The sequence below is a fragment of the uncultured Brachyspira sp. genome (assembly GCF_944390845.1).
In the GTDB taxonomy this organism is placed as follows: Bacteria; Spirochaetota; Brachyspiria; order Brachyspirales; family Brachyspiraceae; genus Brachyspira; species Brachyspira pulli.
On the sequence record NZ_CALXRM010000017.1, the window covers coordinates 1 to 25,054 of the forward strand.

At 28.4% G+C, this 25,054-nt stretch carries 19 protein-coding genes and 1 pseudogene; 10 read left to right on the forward strand and 10 right to left on the reverse strand.

Features of this window, described 5'->3' with window-relative positions; all coding sequences use genetic code 11:
* Window positions 1-190: 190 nt before the first annotated feature.
* From Q0K52_RS05145 to Q0K52_RS05190, 10 genes and pseudogenes are all read right to left on the reverse strand, one after another.
* Entirely contained in the window at window positions 191-1,402 is a 1,212-nt protein-coding gene (locus Q0K52_RS05145) for an OmpA family protein (protein ID WP_297297163.1), read from the reverse strand.
* A gap of 15 nt (window positions 1,403-1,417) precedes the next feature.
* Entirely contained in the window at window positions 1,418-4,267 is a 2,850-nt protein-coding gene (locus tag Q0K52_RS05150) for a methyl-accepting chemotaxis protein (protein ID WP_297297165.1), read from the reverse strand.
* A 222-nt stretch (window positions 4,268-4,489) separates the two neighbouring features.
* Window positions 4,490-7,327: a methyl-accepting chemotaxis protein gene (locus Q0K52_RS05155; RefSeq protein ID WP_297297167.1), complete on the reverse strand. Its 2,838-nt coding sequence runs from the start codon at window positions 7,325-7,327 to the stop codon at window positions 4,490-4,492.
* Window positions 7,328-7,400: 73 nt separating this feature from the next.
* Entirely contained in the window at window positions 7,401-8,813 is a 1,413-nt protein-coding gene (gene atpD / locus Q0K52_RS05160) for a F0F1 ATP synthase subunit beta (RefSeq protein WP_297297169.1), read from the reverse strand.
* Between the two features lie 60 nt (window positions 8,814-8,873).
* Window positions 8,874-9,794, reverse strand: coding sequence for an inositol monophosphatase family protein (locus Q0K52_RS05165; protein WP_297297171.1), 921 nt, complete (start codon window positions 9,792-9,794; stop codon window positions 8,874-8,876).
* A gap of 29 nt (window positions 9,795-9,823) precedes the next feature.
* Window positions 9,824-10,600 carry an MlaD family protein gene (locus tag Q0K52_RS05170; protein WP_297297173.1) on the reverse strand — a complete coding sequence of 259 codons (777 nt, stop codon included), beginning with the start codon at window positions 10,598-10,600 and terminating at the stop codon, window positions 9,824-9,826.
* 38 nt (window positions 10,601-10,638) lie between these two features.
* Window positions 10,639-11,418, reverse strand: coding sequence for an ABC transporter ATP-binding protein (locus tag Q0K52_RS05175; protein WP_297297175.1), 780 nt, complete (start codon window positions 11,416-11,418; stop codon window positions 10,639-10,641).
* A 3-nt stretch (window positions 11,419-11,421) separates the two neighbouring features.
* On the reverse strand, window positions 11,422-12,393 hold the full coding sequence (locus Q0K52_RS05180) for a type I phosphomannose isomerase catalytic subunit (RefSeq protein WP_297297177.1): 972 nt from the start codon (window positions 12,391-12,393) through the stop codon (window positions 11,422-11,424).
* A gap of 38 nt (window positions 12,394-12,431) precedes the next feature.
* Window positions 12,432-12,794, reverse strand: a pseudogene (locus Q0K52_RS05185) (DUF523 domain-containing protein).
* Window positions 12,795-12,967: 173 nt separating this feature from the next.
* Window positions 12,968-14,950: a tetratricopeptide repeat protein gene (locus Q0K52_RS05190; RefSeq protein ID WP_297297179.1), complete on the reverse strand. Its 1,983-nt coding sequence runs from the start codon at window positions 14,948-14,950 to the stop codon at window positions 12,968-12,970.
* Between the two features lie 192 nt (window positions 14,951-15,142).
* Here Q0K52_RS05190 and frr point away from each other — a divergent pair, with 192 nt between their 5' ends.
* The 10 genes from frr (at window position 15,143) to Q0K52_RS05240 (ending at window position 25,053) form a co-directional block, all read left to right on the forward strand.
* Entirely contained in the window at window positions 15,143-15,691 is a 549-nt protein-coding gene (gene frr / locus Q0K52_RS05195) for a ribosome recycling factor (RefSeq protein WP_297297181.1), read from the forward strand.
* A complete protein-coding gene (locus Q0K52_RS05200) occupies window positions 15,688-16,410 on the forward strand; it encodes an isoprenyl transferase (RefSeq protein WP_297297183.1) in 723 nt (240 codons plus the stop codon). Before frr ends, Q0K52_RS05200 begins: the two co-directional genes overlap by 4 nt.
* A gap of 7 nt (window positions 16,411-16,417) precedes the next feature.
* On the forward strand, window positions 16,418-17,323 hold the full coding sequence (locus Q0K52_RS05205) for a phosphatidate cytidylyltransferase (protein ID WP_297297185.1): 906 nt from the start codon (window positions 16,418-16,420) through the stop codon (window positions 17,321-17,323).
* 292 nt (window positions 17,324-17,615) lie between these two features.
* Window positions 17,616-17,816 carry a hypothetical protein gene (locus Q0K52_RS05210; protein WP_297297239.1) on the forward strand — a complete coding sequence of 67 codons (201 nt, stop codon included), beginning with the start codon at window positions 17,616-17,618 and terminating at the stop codon, window positions 17,814-17,816.
* Window positions 17,817-17,856: 40 nt separating this feature from the next.
* Entirely contained in the window at window positions 17,857-18,729 is an 873-nt protein-coding gene (locus Q0K52_RS05215) for an extracellular solute-binding protein (RefSeq protein WP_297297241.1), read from the forward strand.
* A 169-nt stretch (window positions 18,730-18,898) separates the two neighbouring features.
* On the forward strand, window positions 18,899-20,218 hold the full coding sequence (locus Q0K52_RS05220; RefSeq protein ID WP_297297187.1) for an ABC transporter substrate-binding protein: 1,320 nt from the start codon (window positions 18,899-18,901) through the stop codon (window positions 20,216-20,218).
* A 170-nt stretch (window positions 20,219-20,388) separates the two neighbouring features.
* Window positions 20,389-21,711 (forward strand): sugar ABC transporter substrate-binding protein, encoded by a 1,323-nt coding sequence (locus Q0K52_RS05225; protein ID WP_297297189.1) that lies wholly within the window; start codon window positions 20,389-20,391, stop codon window positions 21,709-21,711.
* 210 nt (window positions 21,712-21,921) lie between these two features.
* A complete protein-coding gene (locus Q0K52_RS05230; protein ID WP_297297190.1) occupies window positions 21,922-23,256 on the forward strand; it encodes an ABC transporter substrate-binding protein in 1,335 nt (444 codons plus the stop codon).
* Window positions 23,257-23,365: 109 nt separating this feature from the next.
* Window positions 23,366-24,223 carry a carbohydrate ABC transporter permease gene (locus tag Q0K52_RS05235; RefSeq protein ID WP_297297192.1) on the forward strand — a complete coding sequence of 286 codons (858 nt, stop codon included), beginning with the start codon at window positions 23,366-23,368 and terminating at the stop codon, window positions 24,221-24,223.
* Window positions 24,220-25,053: a carbohydrate ABC transporter permease gene (locus tag Q0K52_RS05240; protein ID WP_297297195.1), complete on the forward strand. Its 834-nt coding sequence runs from the start codon at window positions 24,220-24,222 to the stop codon at window positions 25,051-25,053. Before Q0K52_RS05235 ends, Q0K52_RS05240 begins: the two co-directional genes overlap by 4 nt.
* Window position 25,054 lies beyond the last annotated feature (1 nt).

The window sequence follows — 25,054 nt, forward strand, 5'->3', positions numbered from 1 at the left end:
GAGTGCCTTTTAGGTATGGCGTGCGGCGGGAAAAAGAACAACAAAAAATTGACAAACTTAAAAATTTTCAGTATATACTGAAATAATTTTAGTTTATAAAAAATGATTTTTTTAATATTGTAAGACTATTACAAACAATCTATATCACAAAACTGTTTATACATATATTTGATTAAAAAATATAAATGCATTATCTTAATTTTATTATAATATCAACTCTTCTGTTTTTGCTTCTGCCATCTGAAGTTTCATTTGAAGCTATAGGTTCTTCGTCAGCTAATCCTTTATAAGATAATTTGTCATGCTCTAAATTAGGAAGCATATAATCAGCAACTGATTTTGCTCTTTTTTCAGATAATTCCTGATTGTATTCTTTTCTTCCTGTATTATCAGTATGACCTTCTACTATAATTTCTCTATCTGGATAAGTTTCTTTTATCGCTTTAACTATATTATCTATTGTATTTTTAGCCTCTGGTTTTAAAGTATATGAATCAGTATCAAAAAGTATTTCACCAAGTCTTACAACCAAACCTTCCGGAACTGTGTCTACGGTAACACTATCATCATTATAAAGATTATCTTCTAATTTTTTTCTATTATACTCTTCTTCTTCTCTTGTAATAGTATCATATATTTTATATGTACTTATAATGTTCATCTTATACTGTAAACTGGCATAAGACAATTCTCTGCCGTAACCAAATAATATTTGATATCTTTCCTGCTGAGATACTGGAATATTTTTCTCCATATCCCATAAAAAAGTACCATAATTAAAACCATAAATTCTTTCCGGATATCCTTTCCTTGAAAGTCCAGCTTGAAGTAAATCTTTATCTGTCATAATATGATATTGTATAACAGCATTTCTGCTTCCATCATCATTAGTTTCAACATTTGCAAATAAATAATCTGAAGACAAAGCCATTGTTAAATTAGGAGCATTATTTACTTTAACAATTTCTATAGACTCTCTATTCCAAGATTCAGTAAGTTTTACTTCATTATCTGGGAATGTAGGTACATGTCTGACATTAGGCATAAAATAATTATAAGGAACTTCAAATTTACCATTAGTATGAATAATAAAGTCGCTTGTATATTCTTCATCAAGATGAAAAACTTTTTCACCTTTCATCATTCTAAAGATTTTGAATACTCCGCTTACTCTATATCCGCCTTTAGGGGCAATAGCAATAACAGTTAAATCAACAATATTTCTCTCTTTATATGTGCTTGTTAATATACCATTTTCATAATATTCAACATCTGCAGTTTTTACAGATTCTATTCTTTTTCCCTGCTCTAAATTCCAATAGAATTTATGAGATATCTCTGAATGTACTATACTAAATAGTAATAGCTGAAATAATAAAATAAAAATACTAACTCTTTTCATAATAAAATCAAAATATTATTTTTTTTCTCTATTACTCTCTCTTCTTAACTCTTTTAATCTCTTCTTCTCATCTTTCATTCTTTGTTTTTCGGCTTTTCTCTCTAATTTCAATTTAGCTTTATCTATAACAGTAATTTTAGCTTTTTCTCTAGCAATATCCTCTTCTGTTTTTTCTGTTTTGAAAGAAATAACCAATTTATATAATTGCAAGAATATATATTGCAGCTCTTTTATTCTTTTATCCATTGTCTGCATATTGTTACTGCTTGTTGTGGATAAATTAGAAACATTTTGTATAGAAGTAACGAGGTCTTTCATCTCACTTTCTGTAGCATTAACTACATTAACTACATCTTCTGCCAATTTATCAACACTTGCAATATTCTGACTAACTGCTGAACTCATCTGCATTTGTTTAAGAGAAAGTTCCTGAACATCTTCTGTAATATTATTTAAGTTAGTAATATTCATTAATATTTCTCTTCTTCCTACATCAAGTTCATCATTAGCACCGGATATTGTAGCTATTAAATCTGCAAGAGTGCTAGAACCTTCCAAAATCTTTTCCATAGATTCTGAACTTCTAAATGCTAAAGATACTGTATGATCTATTGCCTGAGTTGTTTCATTAATAATTTCATTAATGATTTTTGAGTTCTCTCCAGTATCTTCTGCCAATTTTCTAATCTTATCAGCAACTACTGTAAATCCGCGTCCATGTTCTCCAGCATGGGCAGCTTCTATAGCAGCGTTCATTGCTAAAAGGTTAGTTTGTTCAGCAATATTATGTATAACTTGAGTAATATTTGTTATCTGTTTAGAATACTCTTTAATATTTTGTATAGAACTTACCACAGATGCACCAAGTGTACTTCCATCTTGAGATTCTGTATAAAGTATTTTAGCATAATCATTAGCTTTAGTAGCACCATGGCTTACTGTAACAATATTAGCCATCATCTGCTGAACTGAACTGCTTGTTTTAGAAACAGACTCTGACTGCAATTTCATTTTATTATTAATATCATTAATATTTTCTAATAATAATTGAACTGTTTCATTCACTGCTGTAAATCTAGTTCTTTGCATAAAACTTACCCTAGCAGCATTTGATGAAGATTCAGCAATTTTACTAGAATTTTCAAGTTCTGTTTCAAATTCTTTATATATAGTACTAAAATCGCTTATACTTATACTAATAGAAGCCCTCATGTTTTGAATGTTTCCTGTCAAAGTATAAGCATTGTTTTTTACACTAACAATAATATTCTTTATCTTATCTAAGAATTTATTGAATGAATGAACCAATTCTCCAGATTCATTATTACTAATAACCGGAAGCCTTATAGTTAAATCTCCTGCACCTTCACTCAAAGACTCTGAAACGTTTTTAGCAAATACTAAAGTCTTTCTCAAAGAAAATATTAAAAGAAGAATTACAAATAAGAATGCTGTCAACCCTAAGTATATTGTTATAGAAGATTTAATAATAGTTTCTCTGAATAATTTATTATCATAAGCATTAACATGTTCCCATACATTAATCATATATAAATTAAATATGGAATACTTTATAACAAATCTATTTAAGTCTTTCAAGTAAATAACCTTCACATCACTAATATTATTCCTGTAGCTATTATTTCTCACATCTTTTATTTCTTTAGCAAAATCAGCCTCATCCAAGTTTTTTTGCGTAGCTGCCAACAATGCAGGATTATTTGAAGCTTTTATAGAATATAAATCATCTACTAAGAAAATGTCTAAAACATTTTTGAAAACTGCATCATTTATTATATCCTGATATACTGAACTTCTAACTTCTAAAGTAACAAATCCAACATTTTTGCTGTTTATAATAATAGGATTATATATATAAAATGTTTCAGCATTTTGAGGTATCTCTATCAAAAAATTAGTATCTTGAGATAATCTTGTAAGGTTATTTCCAGAAATATTAGGTCTGAAATTAGTATTTATTGTAACTAAATTGTTAATATCATATCTCCAATTTAGAAGCAAATTATTCATATCTGTTTTATCAAGAGCTATATTAACAGTATCTAAATCATTAATAAATATTGATAAGGTAGAAATGTTGTGGTTATTGGCATATCTTGTACTCAAATATAATGATATATTTTCAATATAATCATTTAATGTATAAGTACTTCCATTTAATATATTCATATAAGTAGATACATTTTCAGTAATATTTGCGTATCTTCCAACACCATTATAAAAGTTATTTATAAAATCATTAGCATAACCTTTTCTGGATATAACACTATATTCTCTGTCATAAATTATTTCAGCTCTATAATGCATACCATTAATCAATGTAACAATGAATATCATAGTAGCCATAGAAACAGGCAAAAAACTGTACACCATAGGCAAATAATATTCTTTTCTTCCGCTACTTTTATATAAAGGCTTTACTAAAACATTGAAAAATATAGATGCAACCGTCATGGCAATAGTAATCAAAAATATTACCATTATAAGACGTATATTGATTATTTCAAATAAAGTAACACTGCCGTCTAATATATAGATTGTATATGATAAAATAGCAACTAAAACTACAGCAATACCAGATTTAATTACATATATTCTTCCTAATGGTATTGATTTTCCTTTTTCTACCTTTAATCCATCAAAAAACATACTCAATGCAGTAAATAAAGCTAAAAAAAGTATAAATATATATACATAACCTCTTAATGAACTTGCCTGTCTATAAATTGTTTTAAGCAAAAGTGAATAAGAACCAACAGAAACAGAAGCTACAATAAGAAAACCTATTGGTATATAAAATTTTAACTTTCTTTTTAATTTATCTTCATTTACTTGAAAAATCATATAATACAACCTATTAAATATTTTGGTTATTAATTTAATTTTCGGTATAATAATCTCAATATTTAGAAAAATAGAATATTAATATAAATATGCTATTTTTCATATAATCATTAAATACCATTAATATTCAGCTATATAGCTTATAAATTACAATAAAAAATTATGAATTATTTCAAAAATATAATAATTCAAATATATTACTAAATATTTTTATTTCTTTTTTTATTGCTTTCTTTTTTTAATTCTTTTAATCTTCTTTTTTTCTTCTTTCAATCTTCTTTTTTCTTCTTTTCTTTCCAATCTCAATTTAGCTTTATCTGCAGCTCTAGTTCTGCTTCTTTCTATATCAATATCTTCTTCTGTTTTTTCTGTTTTGAAAGAAATAACCAATTTATATAATTGCAAGAATATATATTGCAGCTCTTTTATTCTTTTATCCATTGTCTGCATATTGTTACTGCTTGTTGTGGATAAATTAGAAACATTTTGTATAGAAGTAACGAGGTCTTTCATCTCACTTTCTGTAGCATTAACTACATTAACTACATCTTCTGCCAATTTATCAACACTTGCAATATTCTGACTAACTGCTGAACTCATCTGCATTTGTTTAAGAGAAAGTTCCTGAACATCTTCTGTAATATTATTTAAGTTAGTAATATTCATTAATATTTCTCTTCTTCCTACATCAAGTTCATCATTAGCACCGGATATTGTAGCTATTAAATCTGCAAGAGTGCTAGAACCTTCCAAAATCTTTTCCATAGATTCTGAACTTCTAAATGCTAAAGATACTGTATGATCTATTGCCTGAGTTGTTTCATTAATAATTTCATTAATGATTTTTGAGTTCTCTCCAGTATCTTCTGCCAATTTTCTAATCTTATCAGCAACTACTGTAAATCCGCGTCCATGTTCTCCAGCATGGGCAGCTTCTATAGCAGCGTTCATTGCTAAAAGGTTAGTTTGTTCAGCAATATTATGTATAACTTGAGTAATATTTGTTATCTGTTTAGAATACTCTTTAATATTTTGTATAGAACTTACCACAGATGCACCAAGTGTACTTCCATCTTGAGATTCTGTATAAAGTATTTTAGCATAATCATTAGCTTTAGTAGCACCATGGCTTACTGTAACAATATTAGCCATCATCTGCTGAACTGAACTGCTTGTTTTAGAAACAGACTCTGACTGCAATTTCATTTTATTATTAATATCATTAATATTTTCTAATAATAATTGAACTGTTTCATTCACTGCTGTAAATCTAGTTCTTTGCATAAAACTTACCCTAGCAGCATTTGATGAAGATTCAGCAATTTTATTAGAATTTTCAAGTTCTGTTTCAAATTCTTTATATATAGTACTAAAATCACTTATACTTATACTAATAGAAGCCCTCATGTTTTGAATGTTTCCTGTCAAAGTATAAGCATTATTTTTTACACTAACAATAATATTTCTTACCTTATCTAAGAATTTATTGAATGAATGAACCAATTCTCCAGATTCATTATTACTAATAACTGGAAGCCTTATAGTTAAATCTCCCTCTCCTTCACTCAAAGACTCTGAAACAGCTTTAGCAAACACTAAAGTTTTTCTTAAAGAAAGAATCAAAATAAATGTTACTATCAAAAATGATAATAATCCCAAATATATTGTTATAGATGAATTTATGATTGTATTTCTAAATAATTGATTTCTATAAACATCATTATGACTCCAAGTATTTATAACATATAAATTATTAAATAAGAAATATTTAATAAGATACCTATTGGAATCTTTAATCTTAATAACTTTCAAATCAGTTATTTTATTCAAATAGTTATTATTTAATGGATCTTTTATTTCTGATCCTGTAACAAGATTATTCAAATCTTTTTGCATACCAGCTATTAAATCAGGATTATTTGAAGCTTTTATAGCATATAAACTATCTGCTATAAAAACATTTAAATTAGTTTTAATAACAGAATTATTTAATGCTTCAAGATAAACAGAATTTTTAACATCTATACTGACAAAACCTATATTTCTATTGTTTAACAAAATAGGAGTATAAATTGAAAATGCATCAGAATTAATATCCATGTTTATTATACTATTTGTTTCTGTTGCAAGTTTATAAATATTATCTCCGGAAACACTAGGATTGGCATTAGTATTAACAGTTATATCATTATTAATATCATATCTCCAATTTAATAATAATTTATTAATGCCATTAGTATTAATATTAAAATTTTCTACATCATTAAAAAATAACTGCAATGATACCACATTATAATCATTATCAGCATACATTATATTTAAGTATTTTGATAAAGTATTTAAATAATCATTAAAGTTATAATTACGAGATGAAATAAAAGTAACATACTCTGATACATTTTGAGATAATTTAACATATTTTGAAATAGAATCTGATATATTATTAACTAAGTCATTAGCATAACCTTTTTTTACGTTTATATCATATTCTCTGTCATATACTATCTCAGATCTATAATGCAAACCATTAACAAGAGTAACAACAAATATTACAGTAGCCATAGAAATAGGCAGGAAATTATATGCTATAGGAAGATAATATTCCACTTTTCCTGTTTTTTTATACAATGGTCCAACCAATAAGTTAAAAAATATAGAGGAAATAGACATAGCTATACTTATCAAAAATATAACCATTATAAGACGTATATTAAGCATTTCAAATACAGATATTCGGCCAAGATATATGTGAACACTATATGAGAAAATAGCTACTAAAACTACAGCTATTCCAGCTTTTACTACGAATACCTTACCTATAGCAAAAGATTTTCCTTTCTCTAATTTAACACAATCAAAATAAATACTTACACAAAAAACAACTACCAAAACAAAGATAAATAAATATAAATAACTTACCAATGAACTTGATAATTGATAAACTGTTCTCAATAAAATAGAAAAAGTAGCTACCGAAAGAATTCCTGTCACAAGAAAAAGTGCAGGCATATAAAATTTTAATCTTCTTTTTAGTGTTTCCTCGTTCACCTTAAAATTCATATCATACAACCTATAAAAATTATATACTCTTTAAATCGTCGGTAAATACTCTTAATTATTTAGCAGTAATATATCAATTAGTCATAGTTTTAGCTTTAGAAACAGCTTCTTCTATAGAACCAACAAATCTGAAAGCCTGGTCTGGCAAATCATCATAATCGCCGTTACAAATACCTTTGAAACTTCTTATAGTATCTTCTAGTTTTACATATCTTCCTTGAAGTCCTGTAAATTGCTCGCCTACAAAGAAAGGCTGACTCAAGAATTGTTCTATTTTTCTAGCACGTGATGCTACTAATTTATCATCTTCAGAAAGCTCATCAGCACCTAATATAGCAATAATATCCTGTAAATCTTTATATCTTTGTAATATATGCTGTACTTTTCTTGCAACCTCATAATGCTCTTCGCCTAAAATATTAGGGTCTAATATTCTACTTGTTGAAGCAAGAGGATCTACTGCAGGATATATACCTTTTTCACTAACATCTCTTGATAATACTGTAGTAGCATCAAGGTGAGTAAATGCTGTAGCAGGAGCTGGGTCTGTAAGGTCGTCTGCAGGTACATAAACGGCCTGTATTGAAGTAATAGAACCGTTTTTAGTAGATGTAATTCTTTCCTGTAAAGCACCCATTTCTGTTGCCAATGTAGGCTGATATCCTACTGCTGAAGGCATACGTCCAAGTAATGCTGATACTTCACTTCCTGCCTGAGTAAATCTGAATATATTATCTATAAATAAAAGTACATCTAATCCAGCTGAATCTCTGAAATATTCTGCCATAGTTAATGCTGTTAAAGCTACTCTTAATCTAGCTCCAGGAGGCTCATTCATCTGTCCGTAAACAAGACAAGTTTTATTAATAACTCCTGATTCCTTCATCTCACACCATAAGTCATTACCTTCTCTTGTTCTCTCACCTACTCCGGCAAATACAGAATAACCGCCATGCTCGCTTGCTATGTTATGTATAAGTTCCATTATAAGAACTGTTTTACCTACTCCGGCACCTCCAAATAATCCTGTTTTACCGCCTTTAATATATGGTGCTAATAAATCTATTACTTTTATTCCTGTTTCAAAAATTTCCAATTTAGGCTCTAAATTTTCAAATTTAGGAGGAGCAGCATGTATAGATCTATGCTCTTTTGCTTCTATAGGCTCACCTTTATCAACTGTCTGACCTAATACATTAAATATTCTTCCAATAGTTTCTGTTCCAACCGGCACCATTATATGATTGCCGCTGTCAAATATATCATCACCTCTTGATATACCATCAGTAGATTCTAATGCTATGGCTCTAACTCTGCCGCCGCCTAAATGCTGCTGAACTTCACAAATTATATGTCTTTGAACACCTTCTATTTCTTTATCTATATAAAGTGCATTTAATATAGCAGGAAGATGTCCTTCTTCAAACTCAGCATCTAGGGTAGAACCTACAACCTGAACAACTTTACCTCTTTTTCCTTCCACCATAAAATATTCCTTATATTCTTGATTAAATTTAATTGCTTTTATTTTATATCTATTAAAAACTTATTCAAGTACCTTTATCATTTCTTTGTGAATTTTTTTATTACTTGCAATATACTGTTTTTTAGAGAAAATATCATATTCTTTCATATTTATATTGCTTACTGTACCGCCTGCACGTTTTAATATTACCGTACCTGCACATACGTCCCAAGGAGAAAGACCATATTCAAAGAATCCGTCTGCTAACCCCTCCGCAACCATACAAATATCAAGAGCTGCTGAACCATCGCGTCTTAATGCTAAAGTTCTTTTTACCATATTAGCAAAATCTACCATTCTATCATGCAAAAAGTCATCATCTGTGCTTGCATTGTAATAAAAACCAGTTATTATCATAGATTCTATTAATTTATTTGTATCACTTACTCTAATAACTTTTTTATTCTTAAATGCTTTTGATTTTACATGTGCCTTATAAACAGTATCTGTTAAAGGAGCATATACAACTCCAAGTATAGGAATACCTTTATAAGCAAGACCTATAGAAACACAATAAAAAGGATAACCATGTATAAAATTACTAGTACCGTCTATAGGATCAACAACCCAAGTAAATCTTTTCTCATCTGATTTATCTGAAGCACTTGATTCTTCGCCATAAAATCCAAATTTAGGATAACATTTTAACAAATATTCTCTAATTATTCTTTCATTTTCCACATCAACTTCTGTAAATAAATCTGTTTTTCCTTTTTTAGATATTTTTCTAGGGCATCCGAAATATTTCAACGAATATTTACCAGCTTTTATAGCTATATGCTCTGCTGCCTTCAAACATTTATCAAGTTTTGCTTTAGGAAGCTCTTTTATTTCTCTTTGTATATTCATATACTCAATTTCTTTTTCTGATAAAGGCTTTTTAACATCTTCTTTTTTTGAAGAAAAAGACTTCATGAATAATGTTACGATATCATCTATCATAATATATTATACTCCATTAAATACAGATATTATTTCTTGGTTTCTCTAAATAGCAAAATTGATGGATTTTCTTTCAACTTTTCACTAAATATCTTAAAATTATTTACTATTTCTGTTAAATTGGTTTGTAAAGTTGGATCTTTCATAACAGAACCTATAGCACCTTTTCCGCTTTCAATATCATTTATAACATAAGATAAATCTCTAGTTATATTGTTAATATGAGATAAACTGTCATTAACATTTGAAATAGCTTTTGTAATTGTTGTTTCATTTGTTCCTATAACATCAGCTATTATATCTATAGTCTGTGCCAAATTTGTTATTACTGAAGAAAACTGCTCAAAATTAAGGTCTTTTCCTATATCACCAATAGAACCCAAAGTAGTTTCTATACTAAATGGCTCAACACCTTTTAATACCGTTCCAGCTGGAATACTAGCCATACCTGTAGTAGTAGTTGAAGGAGGTGAAACCATTATATATTTTTCTCCCAATCCTAAACCAACTGTTTGTATTGAAAATTTTGTTCCTTCCGGTATTATAACTGTCTTATCTGTTATAAATAATGTTACTCTTATTGTTCCATCAGGATTAATACTTATTTTTTCAATAAAACCTATTTGTATTCCGCCGCCTCTATATGAAACTTTACCATTTTCCTGCAAATCGCCAATGAAAACATAATCTACATATAGTCTGTAACCATCACCTTTCAATTTTATTTTACCTAATAATATTATAGCACCTACAAATATTATTAATGTAATAATAAAGAATATACCTAATTTAACTTTATTTTTCATAATAGTTTCCTTATCCTAAAAATTATATATAAACAACTTTAATCTTTTGGTCTAATACTTTCTATATCTTCACCTTTTTTAGCAATACTGCTCATGAAGAAGAATTTCAAATGAGGATTTTCTGTTTCATGTAAATGATCCGGATCTCCCCCCTCAATAATTTGTCCTTTATAAAGCATAACAACCCTATCAGACATTCTAAATACACTTGTCATATCATGAGTTATAACTATACTTGTAACATTAAGGAGTTCCTGCATTTTTACTATTAAATCATCTATAACCCTAGACATAACTGGATCAAGCCCTGTTGTAGGTTCATCATAAAGCAATATTTCTGGGTCCATAGCAATAGCTCTTGCCAAACCAACACGTTTTTTCATACCTCCCGAAAGCTCTGAAGGCATTTTATGTTCTATATTAGGCATACCAACCATTTCAAGAACCTCAGCTACTTTTACTTTAATCCTATCTTCTGGCATATCTTTTTTTATTCTTCTAAGCCCAAAGCTGACATTCTCATATACATTTAATGAGTCAAATAAAGCAGCTCCTTGAAACACCATAGCAAATTTCTTACGCACTTCTGTAAGTTCATTATCAGATATTTTATTAATATCATGTCCGTCTACTACTATAGTTCCGGAATCGGGCTGAAGTAAACCTATTAAATGTTTTATAAGTACACTTTTTCCGCAGCCTGAATTACCTATAACAGATAAGGTTTCTCCTCTATTAACCCTCAAATTAACACCATTAAGTACTTTTTGCGGTCCAAATGTTTTATAAACATCTTTTAATTCTATAATTGTATCCATTTTTTATATAGTTACCCTCAAAAATTTCATACCTTTACTGCTTTTTATTGTATAATCCCCTAAGCTAGCAGGTACCAACACAGTTTTTCCTATCTTTAAATCTATACTATTAACACTAGATTCTATTGTTCCGTCACCCTCTAAAACAATTATTATTTCAAAACTTTCTTCATTAGTTTTTGAAGTATAATCTCCGCTAATAATATATTCTTCTGTTGTAAAATAATCATTAGTAAAGACTGTATTAATTTCTAGTGTATTAGTTTTTATTTTATTATTTTTACTAGATTTTAAGCTGAAAGCGTTAATATTTTTTATAACATTAAATGAATCTTCAATATGAAGTTCTCTTGATTTTCCATTTTTATCAACTCTATTCCAGTCATAAAGTCTGTAAGTAACATCGCTAGGAGTTTGAATTTCAGCTATAATAACATTTCCCAATATAGCATGTATACAACCGCTTGGTATATAAAAAGCATCGCCTTTTTTAATATCAAAGTAATTGAACATATCTTCTATATTTTCTTTATTATCTATAGCCTTTTTTAAATCTTCCTTAGTTACATTTTCTTTAAGACCTATAAGAAGCTTAGCATCGCCGTAAGTATCCATTACATACCACATTTCATTTTTGCCATGCTTATTATGTCTTTTATTGGCATATTCTTCATCTGGGTGAACTTGTATTGATAATTTATCCTTTGCATCTATCAATTTTATAAGCAATGGAAAATAATTTTCTTTATATTTAGTTCCTAACAATTTAGAACCATATTCTTTTACTAAATAAGATAAAGTTTTTCCTTTTAGTTCGCCATTAGATACAACATTATTATCATTAGGCAAATCACAAATTTCCCAACTTTCACCTATAGTTTTATCTTTATCAAATGGTTTTGAATATACTGTGGATAAAGAATTTCCACCCCAAATAACTTCTTTTGATATTTCATCAAATTCTATTAAATACATAGTCTAATTATATAAGATAAAATAAATAATTCAATATACTATAATTTAAAATATTCTCTTATCTTACTTTCTCCTATAATTTTTATTTTATTATTAAAAAGCAAATCAGCACAAATGCCGTTGCCATTTATAAGCCTTTTACTAAAAGTTCCATCATATATTTCCCCAAAACCGCATGAAGGACTTCTTTCTTTTAAGATAGCATATTCAGCATTATATATTTTTGCTAATTTTAATGCTTCTTCAGCTCCTTTTATAAATTCATTAGTAACATCTTCACCTCATTTATTAATAACTTTACCTTCAATAATTTCTGACGGCTCTCTTGGAGTTGCAAGTCCTCCTAATTGTTCAGGACATATCGGTATAATATTATATCCTTTAGATATGAGTTTATGCAAATAACAATCTCCATTATCCTTTCCATCATATCAGCATTTAACATCAAGCAAACATGCACTAACCAATATATTCATAAAACATACTCTATTTTTAATTGTAACATTATATATCAAAATAATTTTATTTGTATAGAATATAAAAAATAATTTATCTATTATAAAAATAAATTGCATTAATGCTTAATAAATTTAACATTATTCTCAAGATGTACTTTTTTTGATTCTTTAACAGGCAAAAAACGGTTATAATATTCTATTCCTGCCTTAATTTGATTTATTATTTTATAGTATTTTTTTGATTCATCATATCTGCCAATTTTTTTATATAAATCTACTAAACGCTCTAATACATCTTTATATTTAGGATATATTTTTTTAATTTCTAAAAATACATCAATAGCTTTCTGATATTCATTATTATCAGTATAAACAATACCAATACAATATAAAATAGAAATATCATTAGGAAATAATTCTAAAGCTTTTTTCAAAGTTTCCAAAGCCTTTTGATATTCTCCATTATTATTATATGAAAGTCCTAACAAATACCATACAGAAATATTATCTGCATCTAATTTTATACATTTTTTTAATGCATTAATAGCATCATTATATTTTTTCTTGCTACAAAAAGAAATACCAAGCCAATAATAACTATTAGAATAACAATCATTTAAATCTACCGCTTTTTTTAATGCTTCTATTGCTTCATCATATTGTTTATTATTATAATAAGAAGCACCAACCCAATTCCAAATAAGATAATCATCAAACTTTAAATCAGCAGTTTTTTTAAATGCCTCTATAGCTTTATCATAATCTTTATTATTGTAATAAGAACAGCCAAGCCAGTACAAATTTTCAATATCAGAAGAATCTAATACTATTGTTTTTTCAAATGCATTTACAGATTTACCATATTGTTTTTTACTATAAAAAGAAATTCCTAACCAATGCCAAGCAAGTTTATCATCAGCATTTAATTCAACTAGTTTTAATAATACAGCTATCGCTTCATCATAACATTCCTTTTTACTATAAGATACACCAAGAAAATATAGTGATTTTAAATCATTTATATTGAATTCCAAATATTTTTTTAATGCATCTATTGCCTCATCATAATACTTAAGATTATGATAATAAACACCTATCCAATAATAATTTTCTATTTCATTAGGAAATAAACTCATAGCTTTCTTTATAATATTTAAAGCTTCTTCAAATTTACCAATTTCATTATATGAGCTTCCTAGCCATATCCAGCTTTGATAATAATTGAAATCCAATTCTATAGATTTTTTCAATGCATTAATAGCAAGTTCATAATCTTTATTTTTATGATAATTACGTCCAAGATGAAACCAAATAAACACATTATTTGGTTCTAATTCTGATAATCTTTTTAATATTTCTGCTGCTTTATCAAATTCATTTTTCTCAGAATAAGAAAGTCCTAGCCAATACATATTATCTAAATAATTTGGATTTAACTCCATAGCTTTTTGAAATGCATTTACAGCTTCATCATATTTATGTTTCTCATAATAAGCATTTCCTAGCCAATACCAATTATTCATATTATGAGGCTTTAACGAAACAGACTTTTGAAATAATTCTATAGATTTATCATATAAGCCTTTTTGATAAAAAGCATATCCAAGCCAATAATATATACCTGCATTATTTAAATCCAATTCTTCTGCTTTTTCTAAAGATAATATAGCGTCATCATATTGACCATTCTTTGCATAAGAACTTCCAAGCCAGTACAAATTATCAATATCATCAGGCAATAATTCACATGATTTTTTTAATGCATTTATTGATTCCTCATACTCAAAATTTATATGATAAGAACAGCCAAGCCAATACCAATTAATACCATTATTTGGATCTAAATCTGCAGATTTCAAAAAAGCTTTTATAGATTCTTTATATTGATTATCTTTATAATAAGAAAAACCAAGCATAAATATATAAAATGATTCATCAGTATATAAATCTTTTAATTTAATAAAAACTTCTATTGCTTTTTTATAATTATAATTAAGTAAATATTTCTTTCCTAAATGTAGTAATTTTCCGTTCTTTAACTTATCAAACAAACTCATTTTGTCTTCAAATTCTTTATAAATATTAAATATATCTTTCATTTATACTCATTTACAATAAAAATTAATAATTTTAATAATGACTGAGTGTATATATTTTACAATCTTTGTCAATTATAAAACTGAACAAATACTGTTTAAATTTATAAATAAAGAATTAACTTGACAATAGTATTATATTAAATTATAATCTATAGAAATAAATATATTAAAAATTAAAGAGGTTTTTTATCTATGTCAAAAGAATCATATAAAGATAGAATGGAAAAAGCTGTTTCAAGTTTACAGAATGATTTAAAAGGTATAAGAACAGGAAGAGCAAATGCATCTATATTAGACGGAGTAAAAGTAGAAGCTTATGGCAGCAATATGCCATTAAAACAAGTTGGAAACGTTTCAACACCAGATTCAAGAACTATTATGATACAGCCATTTGATAAAGGATTGGTTAGCGACATAGAAAAAGCAATATTAAAAGCAGATTTAGGTTTTAACCCTTTCAATGATGGCGGAAATATTAGAATAGTAGTACCAGAATTAACTAAAGACAGAAGAGAAGAATTAAAAAAAGGTGTTAGACATAGAGGCGAAGAAGCTAAAATTGCTATACGTAATATAAGAAGAGATGAAAACGACAGAATAAAAAAAGAATTAAAAGATAAAGTTATCACAGAAGACGAATCAAAATCACAAGAGAAAAAAATTCAAAATGAAACTGATTCATATATAAAAAAGATTGACGATTTAATTACTACTAAAGAGAAAGAACTAGATACTATATGATTACTGAAAAGTCTCAAATACCCGTTCATGTAGCAATAATCATGGACGGTAATGGAAGATGGGCCAAAGCTCATAATAAAAGCAGAAGTTACGGACACAGAGCTGGAAGCGAAAATGTTATTAACATAGTAGAAGCATGCTGTGAACTTAATATAAAGTACTTAACATTATATGCTTTTTCTACAGAGAATTGGAAAAGACCGGAAGAAGAAAAAAAAGCCCTATTTCAGTTATTGAAAGAATTCTATAAAAAAGAAATTAAAAGACTTATTTCTAATAATATTCTAGTAAAACATATAGGCGATATATCTGCTTTTCCGAAAGATACTATAAATACTATAGTAGAAACAGAAAAAGAAACTTTAGAAAAATGTAAAAATCCGATATTAACAGTAGTATTGGCTTTAAATTATGGTTTTAGAGATGAATTAAAAAATGCCATAAGAAATATATGCAATGATGCTAAAAATAATTCTATAGATATAGAAAATATTGATGAAAATACAATCAAAGATTATCTATATACAAAAGAAATGCCGGATCCTGATCTTATAATAAGAACTTCAGGGGAAGCAAGATTAAGCAATTTTTTAATGTATCAAGCATCATACAGTGAATTATATTTTACAGATGTATTATGGCCTGATTTTTCTAAAGATAATTTTAAGCAAGCTATAGAAGAATATTCAAACAGAAACAGAAGATATGGAGGTCTGTAGTTATAGTATGAAGAAAAGACTAATCTCTGTAGCGCTTACTCTGCCGCTATTCACTATTATACTGCTTTATGATAAAGTTATTTATTTATTTCATTTACTTATATTATCCATATCAATTTTCAGTGCTTTAGAAATATTCTATATGGCTAAAGTACATAGACAAAAGAATTTAAGAACAGTTATTGCCACTATGATAGCTATGGTTTTAGGATATGTAATCACCATTTGCGGTATTAATATATTTAAAGGCGATTTTTCTGCTCTTTATAAAATAATAGAAACAAAAAATCCTTCTATGGATTTATCATTAGTAATGGTTTTCGCTTTAATAGCTACCCTATTTATCATCAATATGTTCAAAGTACATGTATCAACTTTTGAAGAAAGAGGAAGAGCTATATTAACCGCTGTTTTTTGTTTCATATATGTGGGATTAGGTGTTTGGCATATGTCGCTTATGCGTTTTATGCCTAGCGGAAAATATTATATAGTATTTATTTTATTATGTGCTTGGATGAGTGATACAGGCGGATATGTTGTAGGAAGAAAATTAGGAAAACATAAACTTTCAAATAGTGCCTCACCAAATAAAAGTTATGAGGGATTGGTAGGAATGTTCTTATTCACTATACCAATAGGTCTATTATTTTATTATTTATCAGTTAAAGGATATTTAGCACCTGTACTTGGAAAAAATATACCAAATTTAACATTGCCTCAAATGATGTTATTAACTTCAATATTTACAATAACAGGTTTCCTTGGAGATATGGGAGAAAGTCTTATAAAAAGAATGTATGACACTAAAGACTCAAGTAAATTATTCCCAGGACATGGAGGAGTATTTGATATATTTGATAGTGTAATATTAACAACTCCTATATCATATTATATATTCCTTCTTCTACAATAATATATAATAACTTTATATAAAAATTGATTTTTTATAGTAAATGTTTATAATATATAAAAAATTAAGGAGTTATTATATGAGACATTATCTAAATGTTTTTATAGTTCTTTTATTATCTGTATTTCTTTTTTCATGTGGCGGCGGTAATAAATAAGCAGAAACTAAAGCTGTTGAATTACCTACAATAGATGAAAATACAGAAACAGAACTTATCGTTTGGGGTTGGAATGTTGCTGCTAAAGCTTTAGAAGAAACAGCAAAAACATTTAATGAAAAATATCCAAAAATAAAAATTACAGTACAAGAATTCGGCGGTGCCGGTCAATTATATGAAAAAGCTGGTGTTGTACTTTCTTCTGGTCAAGGTGTTCCAGACATAATGCAATTAGAAAGCGACTATGTACAAACTTATGCTGAAAATTATCCTCAGCATTTCTTAGATTTAAAATCATTAGCACCTGCTGATATAGATACTAAAGTGGATCCCATCTAAAGTATCAACTAGCTATGATACTACAGGAAAATTAGTTGCTATAGCTTGGGATTCCGGTCCTGTAGTTATGTTCTATAGAGCTGATTTATTTAAAGAAGCTGGTATAGATCCTAATTCTATAGAAACTTATGATGACTATATTGCTGCTGGTAAAAAATTCCAAGAAAAATTCCCTAACATGAAATTCTTTGGTAATATGTATGTACAAGATGACGGAGTTTGGAGAAATATGATGGTTCAAAATGACACTTATTATCTAAACAAAAATGGTGAAATAACTATAGCATCTCCAAAAACAATAGAAGCTACAAAAGTATTAAGAAGTTTTGCTGATGAAGGTATAATGATAAATACTGTTAACTGGGACGGATCAATAAGAGCTAATAAAAGCGGAGAAGTAGCTACTTATATGTCTGGTGCTTGGTGGGCTGGTACTATAAAAGACCAAATGCCTGAAATGAAAGGTAAATGGGGAATTATGCCTATGCCTGCTTATACTAAAGGCGGTATTAGAGCTTCTTCTCATGGCGGTTCTACTTTAACTATAACTGCTTCTGATCCTGTTAAACAAGCTGCTGCTTGGGCTTTTGTAGAACATTCATTATTAAATGTTGACAATCAAATATTAATGTATAAAAACTATGGATTATTCCCATCTTATTTACCTGTTTATGACGATCCTAGATTCCAAGAAGCTGATGAGTATTTTGGAGAAGGATTTAATCAAATGTTAGGTCAAATAACTAAAGAAATACCTGCTGCAATATATACTTCTTCTGATTATTCTGAAGTTAGAAACATTTGTGTAGGTGCTTATGAAGCTATTTTAAATAATAATGCTGATATAGAAAAAACTTTACAAGATTCAGCTCAGCAAATAAGCAGTGCTACTGGAAGAAAAATAGCTAAATAATAATAGCTAAAAAATATAAAGAAAGTGTCTGATATCTATATATTGGGCACTTTTTTTATTGCATTAAAAAATTATAAAATAATATTATATTTTTTCATATTTGAAATTGATTTTTTTATAAATGCTATTAATATGTGTATAAAGTTATAAAAATAAAAAAGGAGTTCTTATGGTAAAGAATTTTTTTACTAGAACATTATTAGTATTAACTGCAATAGTTATGTTATCATGTTCCGGAAACAAAGTTGAACAGCAGCAAAACGTTGAGCTTCCTACAATAGATGCCAACACAGAAACTGAATTAGAGATATGGGGCTGGAATGTTGCTGCTAGAGCATTAAAAGAAATGGCAGATATTTTTATGCAAAAGTACCCAAAAATAAAAGTTAATGTTCAAGAATTTGGCGGCGTACAAGCTTATGAAAAATATGGTGTTGTATTAGCATCTGGAAAAGAAATACCTGATATAATGCAAATGGAAAGCGATTATGTTCAAACATATACAGAAACTTATCCTCAAAGATTCTTTGATTTCAAAAACTATATAGATATTGAAGGTAAAGTAGATCCATCTAAAATTTCAACAAGTTATGACAGTGAAGGAAGATTAGTATCTATACCTTGGGATTCTGGTCCTGTAGCTATGTTTTATAGAACAGATTTATTTAAAGAAGCTGGAATAGATCCTAATTCTATAGAAACTTATGATGACTATATTGCTGCTGGTAAAAAATTACAAGAAAAATTCCCTGAAGTAAAAATGACTGGTTTCCCTTATAGTAAAGATGATAATTTATGGAGATGTCTTTTAGTACAAAATGAAGTATACTTTTTGAACTCTAATGGAGAAATTACAATTTCAACTAAAAAAGCAAATGAAAGTATTTCTATGTTAAAAAGATTTATAGATGAAGGCATAGCAATGAATACTGTTAATTGGGATAGCTCTATTATGGCAAATAAAAATGGAAATATAGCTTCTTATATAATAGGAGGCTGGTGGGGCGGTACTATAAAAGACCAAATGCCTGAAATGAAAGGCAAATGGGCTATTATGCCTATGCCTGCGTATACTAAAGGCGGTATTAGAGCTTCTTCTTTAGGAGGTTCTGATTTAACAGTTACTGCTACAGACCCTTTAAAACAAGCTGCTGCTATAGAATTCATAAAACAAACATTAATGGATGTTGATAATCAAATATTAATGTATGAAAAATATGGTTTATTCCCTTCATACCTTCCAGTTTATGATGATCCAAGATTCTTAAAGTCTGATGATTACTTTGGTGATGAATATAATAAAATTTTAGCAGATATAACAAAAGAAATACCACAAGTAATATATACAACAAAAGACTATGCTGAAATTAGAAGCATATCTATGAGCACTTATGAAGAAATTCTTAATAATAATGCCGACATAGAAAAAACTTTACAAAATGCTGCCGATCAAATAAGCAGTTCTACTGGAAGAAAAATAGCAAAATAATATAAATAAAAAATATAATGAAAGCGTCTGATATTAAAATATTGGACGCTTTTTTATTATTCTAAAAAAATAATAAAAATAACCTACATTTTTTTCATATTTAAAATTGATTTTTTTTATAAATATCATTAATATGTAGTCATAAACTTATCAAATAAAAAGGAGTTCTTATGGTAAAGAATTTTTTTACTAGAGCATTGTTAGTATTAATTGCAGTAGTTATGTTATCATGTTCTGGAAACAAAGCTTCAGAAGAAAAAAGTGTTGCTCTTCCTACAATAGATGCTAACACTGAAACTGAAATTACAGTATGGGCTTGGAATGTTGCTGCTAAAGCTTTAATGGAAACAGCAAAAACATTTAGCGAAAAATATCCAAAAATCAAAGTAAATGTACAAGAATTTGGTTTAGCTCAAAATGTATATGAAAGATATGGAGTAATATTATCTTCTGGAAATGGCGTACCTGATGTTATACAAATAGAAAGTGATTATATACAAACTTACGCAGAAAATTATCCGCAATACTTCTTTGATATGAAAGATTATATAAAAATTGATGGTGTTGTAGACCCTTCAAAAATCGCTTCAAGCTATGACAGTACAGGAAAATTAGTATCTATACCTTGGGATTCTGGTCCTGTAGTTATGTTCTATAGAGTTGATTTATTTAAAGAAGCTGGAATAGACCCTAATGCAATAGTAACTTTTGATGACTACATTGCTGCTGGTAAAAAATTACAAGAAAAATTCCCTAATGTATATATGACTGGCTTACCTTTCACTCAAGATGAAAATTTATATAGAGCATTATTAATAGCAAATAAATCATATTATTTAAATAGCAAAGGTGAAATAACAGTTGCTTCTCCAAAAGCAATAGAAACTCTTCAAATGGTAAAAAGACTTATAGATGAAGGAGTTGCTAAAAACGTTGTTAACTGGGACGGTTCTATAGTTGCCAACAAAAATGGAGAAGTTGCTTCATATATAATTGGCGGATGGTGGGGCGGTACTATAAAAGACCAAATGCCTGAAATGAAAGGTAAATGGGGAATTATGCCTATACCTGCTCTTAATAAAGATGCTGCTAGAGCTTCTTCATCTGGCGGTGCTGGATTATCAATAACTGCTACTGACCCTGTTAAACAAGCTGCTGCTTTAGAATTCATAAAATATAGTTTAATGAATGTAGATAATCAGCTTATGATGTATGAACAATTCAGTTTATTCCCATCTTATTTGCCTGCTTATGATGATCCTAGATTCTTGAAAGCTGATGAATATTTTGGAGATAATTTCAATAAAATATTGGCAGATGTAACTAAACAAATACCTAATGTTATATACAATTCTGATGACTTTGCTGAAGTTAGAAATACAGTTGTAAGTACTTATGAAGATGTATTAAACAATAATAAAGATATAGCTGCTGCATTAAATGATGCTGCTAATCAAATAAGCAGTTCTACTGGAAGAAGCATAGCTAAATAAAAACAGCTAAAATATAATAAATGCGTCTAATAATATATATACTATATTGTTAGACGCTTTTTTATACTGAATAATTTCTATAAAAATCACAAAAATATAACACATATCAAACATTATAGATCATTTTAGTCATATTTTTCATATTTAAAATTGATTTTTCTTCAATTATTACTATAATATACTGTATAAATAATAAATAGGAGAATTTTTATGATTAAGAAACTTTCAATTTTCCTATTGTTGGTATCGGTTACAATCATGATATCTGCTTGTTCAGGCGGTAACAAAACAGAACAAACAGTTGTTGATTTACCAACAATAGATGCAAACACTGAAACAGAACTTAATGTTTGGGGTTGGAATGTTGCAGCTAAAGCTTTAATGGAAACTGCAAAAACATTCAATAAAAAATACCCTAAAATCAAAATTAATGTACAAGAATTCGGCGGACCACCTCAATTATATGAAAAAGCTGGCGTTGTACTTTCTTCTGGTCAAGGAATACCTGATGTAATGCAAATCGAAAGCGATTTCATTCAAACTTATGTAGAAACTTATCCGCAAAGATTTTTAGATTTAAAAACTCTAGCTCCTGCTGATATAGATTCTAAAGTTGACCCTTCAAAAGTACCTACAAGTTATGATACTGAAGGAAGATTAACTTCAATACCTTGGGATTCAGGTCCTGTTGTAGTATATTATAGAGAAGATTTATTCAAACAAGCTGGAATAGATGTAAATACTATTGAAACTTATGATGATTTAATAAAAGTTGGTAAAGATTTACAAGCTAAATTACCTAATGTTAAATTAACAGGTTTCAGCTTTACTCAAGATGATGGTATATGGAGAACTTTAATGGTTCAAAATAACACTTATTATCTCGACACAAATGGAAATATTACTTTATCTTCACCAAGAGCTATAGAAAGTATGCAAATGGTTAAAAGACTTATAGATGAAGGTTTAGTATTAAATACTGTAAACTGGGATACTGGAATAAGAGCTCATAAAAATGGAGAAATAGCTATAAGCTTCAACGGCGGATGGTGGGGCGGTACTATGAAAGACCAAATGCCTGAAATGAAAGGAAAATGGAGAGCTATGGAAATGCCTGCTTATACTAAAGGCGGCGTTAGAGCTTCTTCTCTAGGCGGTTCTACTTTAACTGTAACTGCTACTGATCCTATAAAACAAGCTGCTGCATGGGCTTTCGTAGAACATTCTTTACTTAACACAGACAGTCAGCTTTTAATGTATGAAAAATATGGTTTATTCCCTTCATATCTTCCTGCTTATGAAGATGAAAGATTTAAACAGCCTGATCCTTATTTCGGCAATCAAAATTATAACGAATTATTAGGTAAGGTAACTAAAAATATACCTCCTGCTTTATATAACTCAGATGACTATTCTGATTTAAGAAACGTAGCAGTAAGTGCTTATGAAGAAATCATTAATAATAACTCTGATATAAAAGAAACTTTAGATGCTGCTGCTCAACAAGCAAATAGTATAACTGGAAGAACTATTATAGATAAATAAAATCTATAATTCACAATTCATGCGGTATTAAATACATAATTTTAATACCGTATGAAATACAAATTATTATATTAATTTATATTTTTCATAATATAAGGATGGTAGCATTATGAAAATAAAAAAAAATATTACTCCTTGGCTGTTTATTGCTCCAGCTTTAATATTCATAATATGTTTTAGTATATATCCTCTTATAGAGACTATATTCTTAAGCTTTATGACTCAAACAAGAGGACATTTAGTTTTTAATGGTATTGATAATTTTAAAAGACTTTTATCCGACCAATATTTTTATGTATCTCTAAAAAATTCACTTATATATTTACTTATACAAGTTCCAATAATGACAATACTAGCTATACTATTATCTATAGCTTTACATAAAGGAATTACTAAATTAAAAGGTTTATTTAGAACTGTTTTCTTTATACCATTTATTGTAGAATCAGTTGCTTATAGTTTAATGTTCGTATTATTATTCCAAGAAAGAGGTGTAGTGAACTATATACTATCTTTATTCCATCTTGGACCTGTTATGTGGTTAACTCAGACTTGGCCTGCAAGAATAGTAATAATGCTTATAATGACTTGGAGATGGACTGGATATAATATGATAATAATATTGGCAGGGCTTCAGGGAATACCAGATGATTATTATGAAGCTGCTAGAATAGATGGTGCTAATGCTATACAGCAGTTTGTACATATAACAATACCAATGCTTAAACCTGTTATATTATTCTCAACAATATTATCAACTATAGGTACTCTAAACTTATTCACTGAACCTTACTTGTTGACTAATGGAGGCCCTAACAACTCTACTATAAGTTTAGGATTATACATATACAGACAGGCATTCCAATCAGTTAATTTGACTTATGCCGCAACAATATCTGTAGCAATACTTGTAATAGTTGGACTTCTTTCTAGATTACAATTAAAATTTGGAGGGGATAAAAAATGACAAATGCAAAACAGCAAAAAATAACTAGAATAATATTATACATAGTACTATCAATAGGAATGATAGCTTGTGTTTATCCGCTATTTTTCATGTTGATAGCTTCTACAAGGGTATCTGGTGATATATTCCTATTTCCGCCTCCTATAACTTTTGGTGACAATTTCTTTGAAAACCTTAAAAATTTACAAGAAAGAATACCTATTTGGAATGCATTATTTAATTCATTTAAAATAGCTGCTGTATACACATTAATCAATTTACTTGTATGTTCTATGGCTGCATACTCAATTTCTAAATTTAACTACAAAGGAAGAAATATAGTATTTATAATCATAATGCTTACTATGATGCTGCCAGCTCATGCTAAATTAGTTCCTTTATACAGAATGATGACTACTTTAAATATACAAGATACTCATTTAGCTATAATATTACCTGATATAGCTGGTGCTTTCGGTATATTCTTAATGAGACAAAATTTCCATTCTGTACCAGATACATTAATAGAAGCAGCTAGAATAGACGGAGCTAATGAATGGACTATATTCTTAAAAATAGTTATGCCTTTAATGGTTCCTGCTTTAACTGCTTTAGGCATATATATGTTTGTTGCTCAATGGACTAACTTCACTTGGCCATTGATTATATTAAATACTCCAGAAAAATTCACTTTGCCTGTAGCATTGGCTCAATTAAAATCTGATACTAGAATAGACTACGGACAAATAATGGTAGGTGCAATATTTGCTGTTGTTCCTATAATGGCTGTATTCTTGGCATTACAAAAACACTTTATATCTGGTTTGACTGGCGGTGCTGTAAAAGAATAAT

Coding starts and splice junctions, on each gene's coding strand:
- Q0K52_RS05150 (WP_297297165.1), bottom strand. CDS start 4,267: ATGATTTTTCAAGTAAATGAAGATAAATTAAAAAGAAAGTTAAAATTT.
- Q0K52_RS05200 (WP_297297183.1), top strand. CDS start 15,688: ATGATTACTGAAAAGTCTCAAATACCCGTTCATGTAGCAATAATCATG.
- Q0K52_RS05155 (WP_297297167.1), bottom strand. CDS start 7,327: ATGAATTTTAAGGTGAACGAGGAAACACTAAAAAGAAGATTAAAATTT.
- Q0K52_RS05235 (WP_297297192.1), top strand. CDS start 23,366: ATGAAAATAAAAAAAAATATTACTCCTTGGCTGTTTATTGCTCCAGCT.
- Q0K52_RS05190 (WP_297297179.1), bottom strand. CDS start 14,950: ATGAAAGATATATTTAATATTTATAAAGAATTTGAAGACAAAATGAGT.
- Q0K52_RS05225 (WP_297297189.1), top strand. CDS start 20,389: ATGGTAAAGAATTTTTTTACTAGAGCATTGTTAGTATTAATTGCAGTA.
- Q0K52_RS05170 (WP_297297173.1), bottom strand. CDS start 10,600: ATGAAAAATAAAGTTAAATTAGGTATATTCTTTATTATTACATTAATA.
- Q0K52_RS05230 (WP_297297190.1), top strand. CDS start 21,922: ATGATTAAGAAACTTTCAATTTTCCTATTGTTGGTATCGGTTACAATC.
- Q0K52_RS05240 (WP_297297195.1), top strand. CDS start 24,220: ATGACAAATGCAAAACAGCAAAAAATAACTAGAATAATATTATACATA.
- Q0K52_RS05175 (WP_297297175.1), bottom strand. CDS start 11,418: ATGGATACAATTATAGAATTAAAAGATGTTTATAAAACATTTGGACCG.
- Q0K52_RS05165 (WP_297297171.1), bottom strand. CDS start 9,794: ATGATAGATGATATCGTAACATTATTCATGAAGTCTTTTTCTTCAAAA.
- Q0K52_RS05145 (WP_297297163.1), bottom strand. CDS start 1,402: ATGAAAAGAGTTAGTATTTTTATTTTATTATTTCAGCTATTACTATTT.
- Q0K52_RS05205 (WP_297297185.1), top strand. CDS start 16,418: ATGAAGAAAAGACTAATCTCTGTAGCGCTTACTCTGCCGCTATTCACT.
- Q0K52_RS05180 (WP_297297177.1), bottom strand. CDS start 12,393: ATGTATTTAATAGAATTTGATGAAATATCAAAAGAAGTTATTTGGGGT.
- frr (WP_297297181.1), top strand. CDS start 15,143: ATGTCAAAAGAATCATATAAAGATAGAATGGAAAAAGCTGTTTCAAGT.
- atpD (WP_297297169.1), bottom strand. CDS start 8,813: ATGGTGGAAGGAAAAAGAGGTAAAGTTGTTCAGGTTGTAGGTTCTACC.
- Q0K52_RS05220 (WP_297297187.1), top strand. CDS start 18,899: ATGGTAAAGAATTTTTTTACTAGAACATTATTAGTATTAACTGCAATA.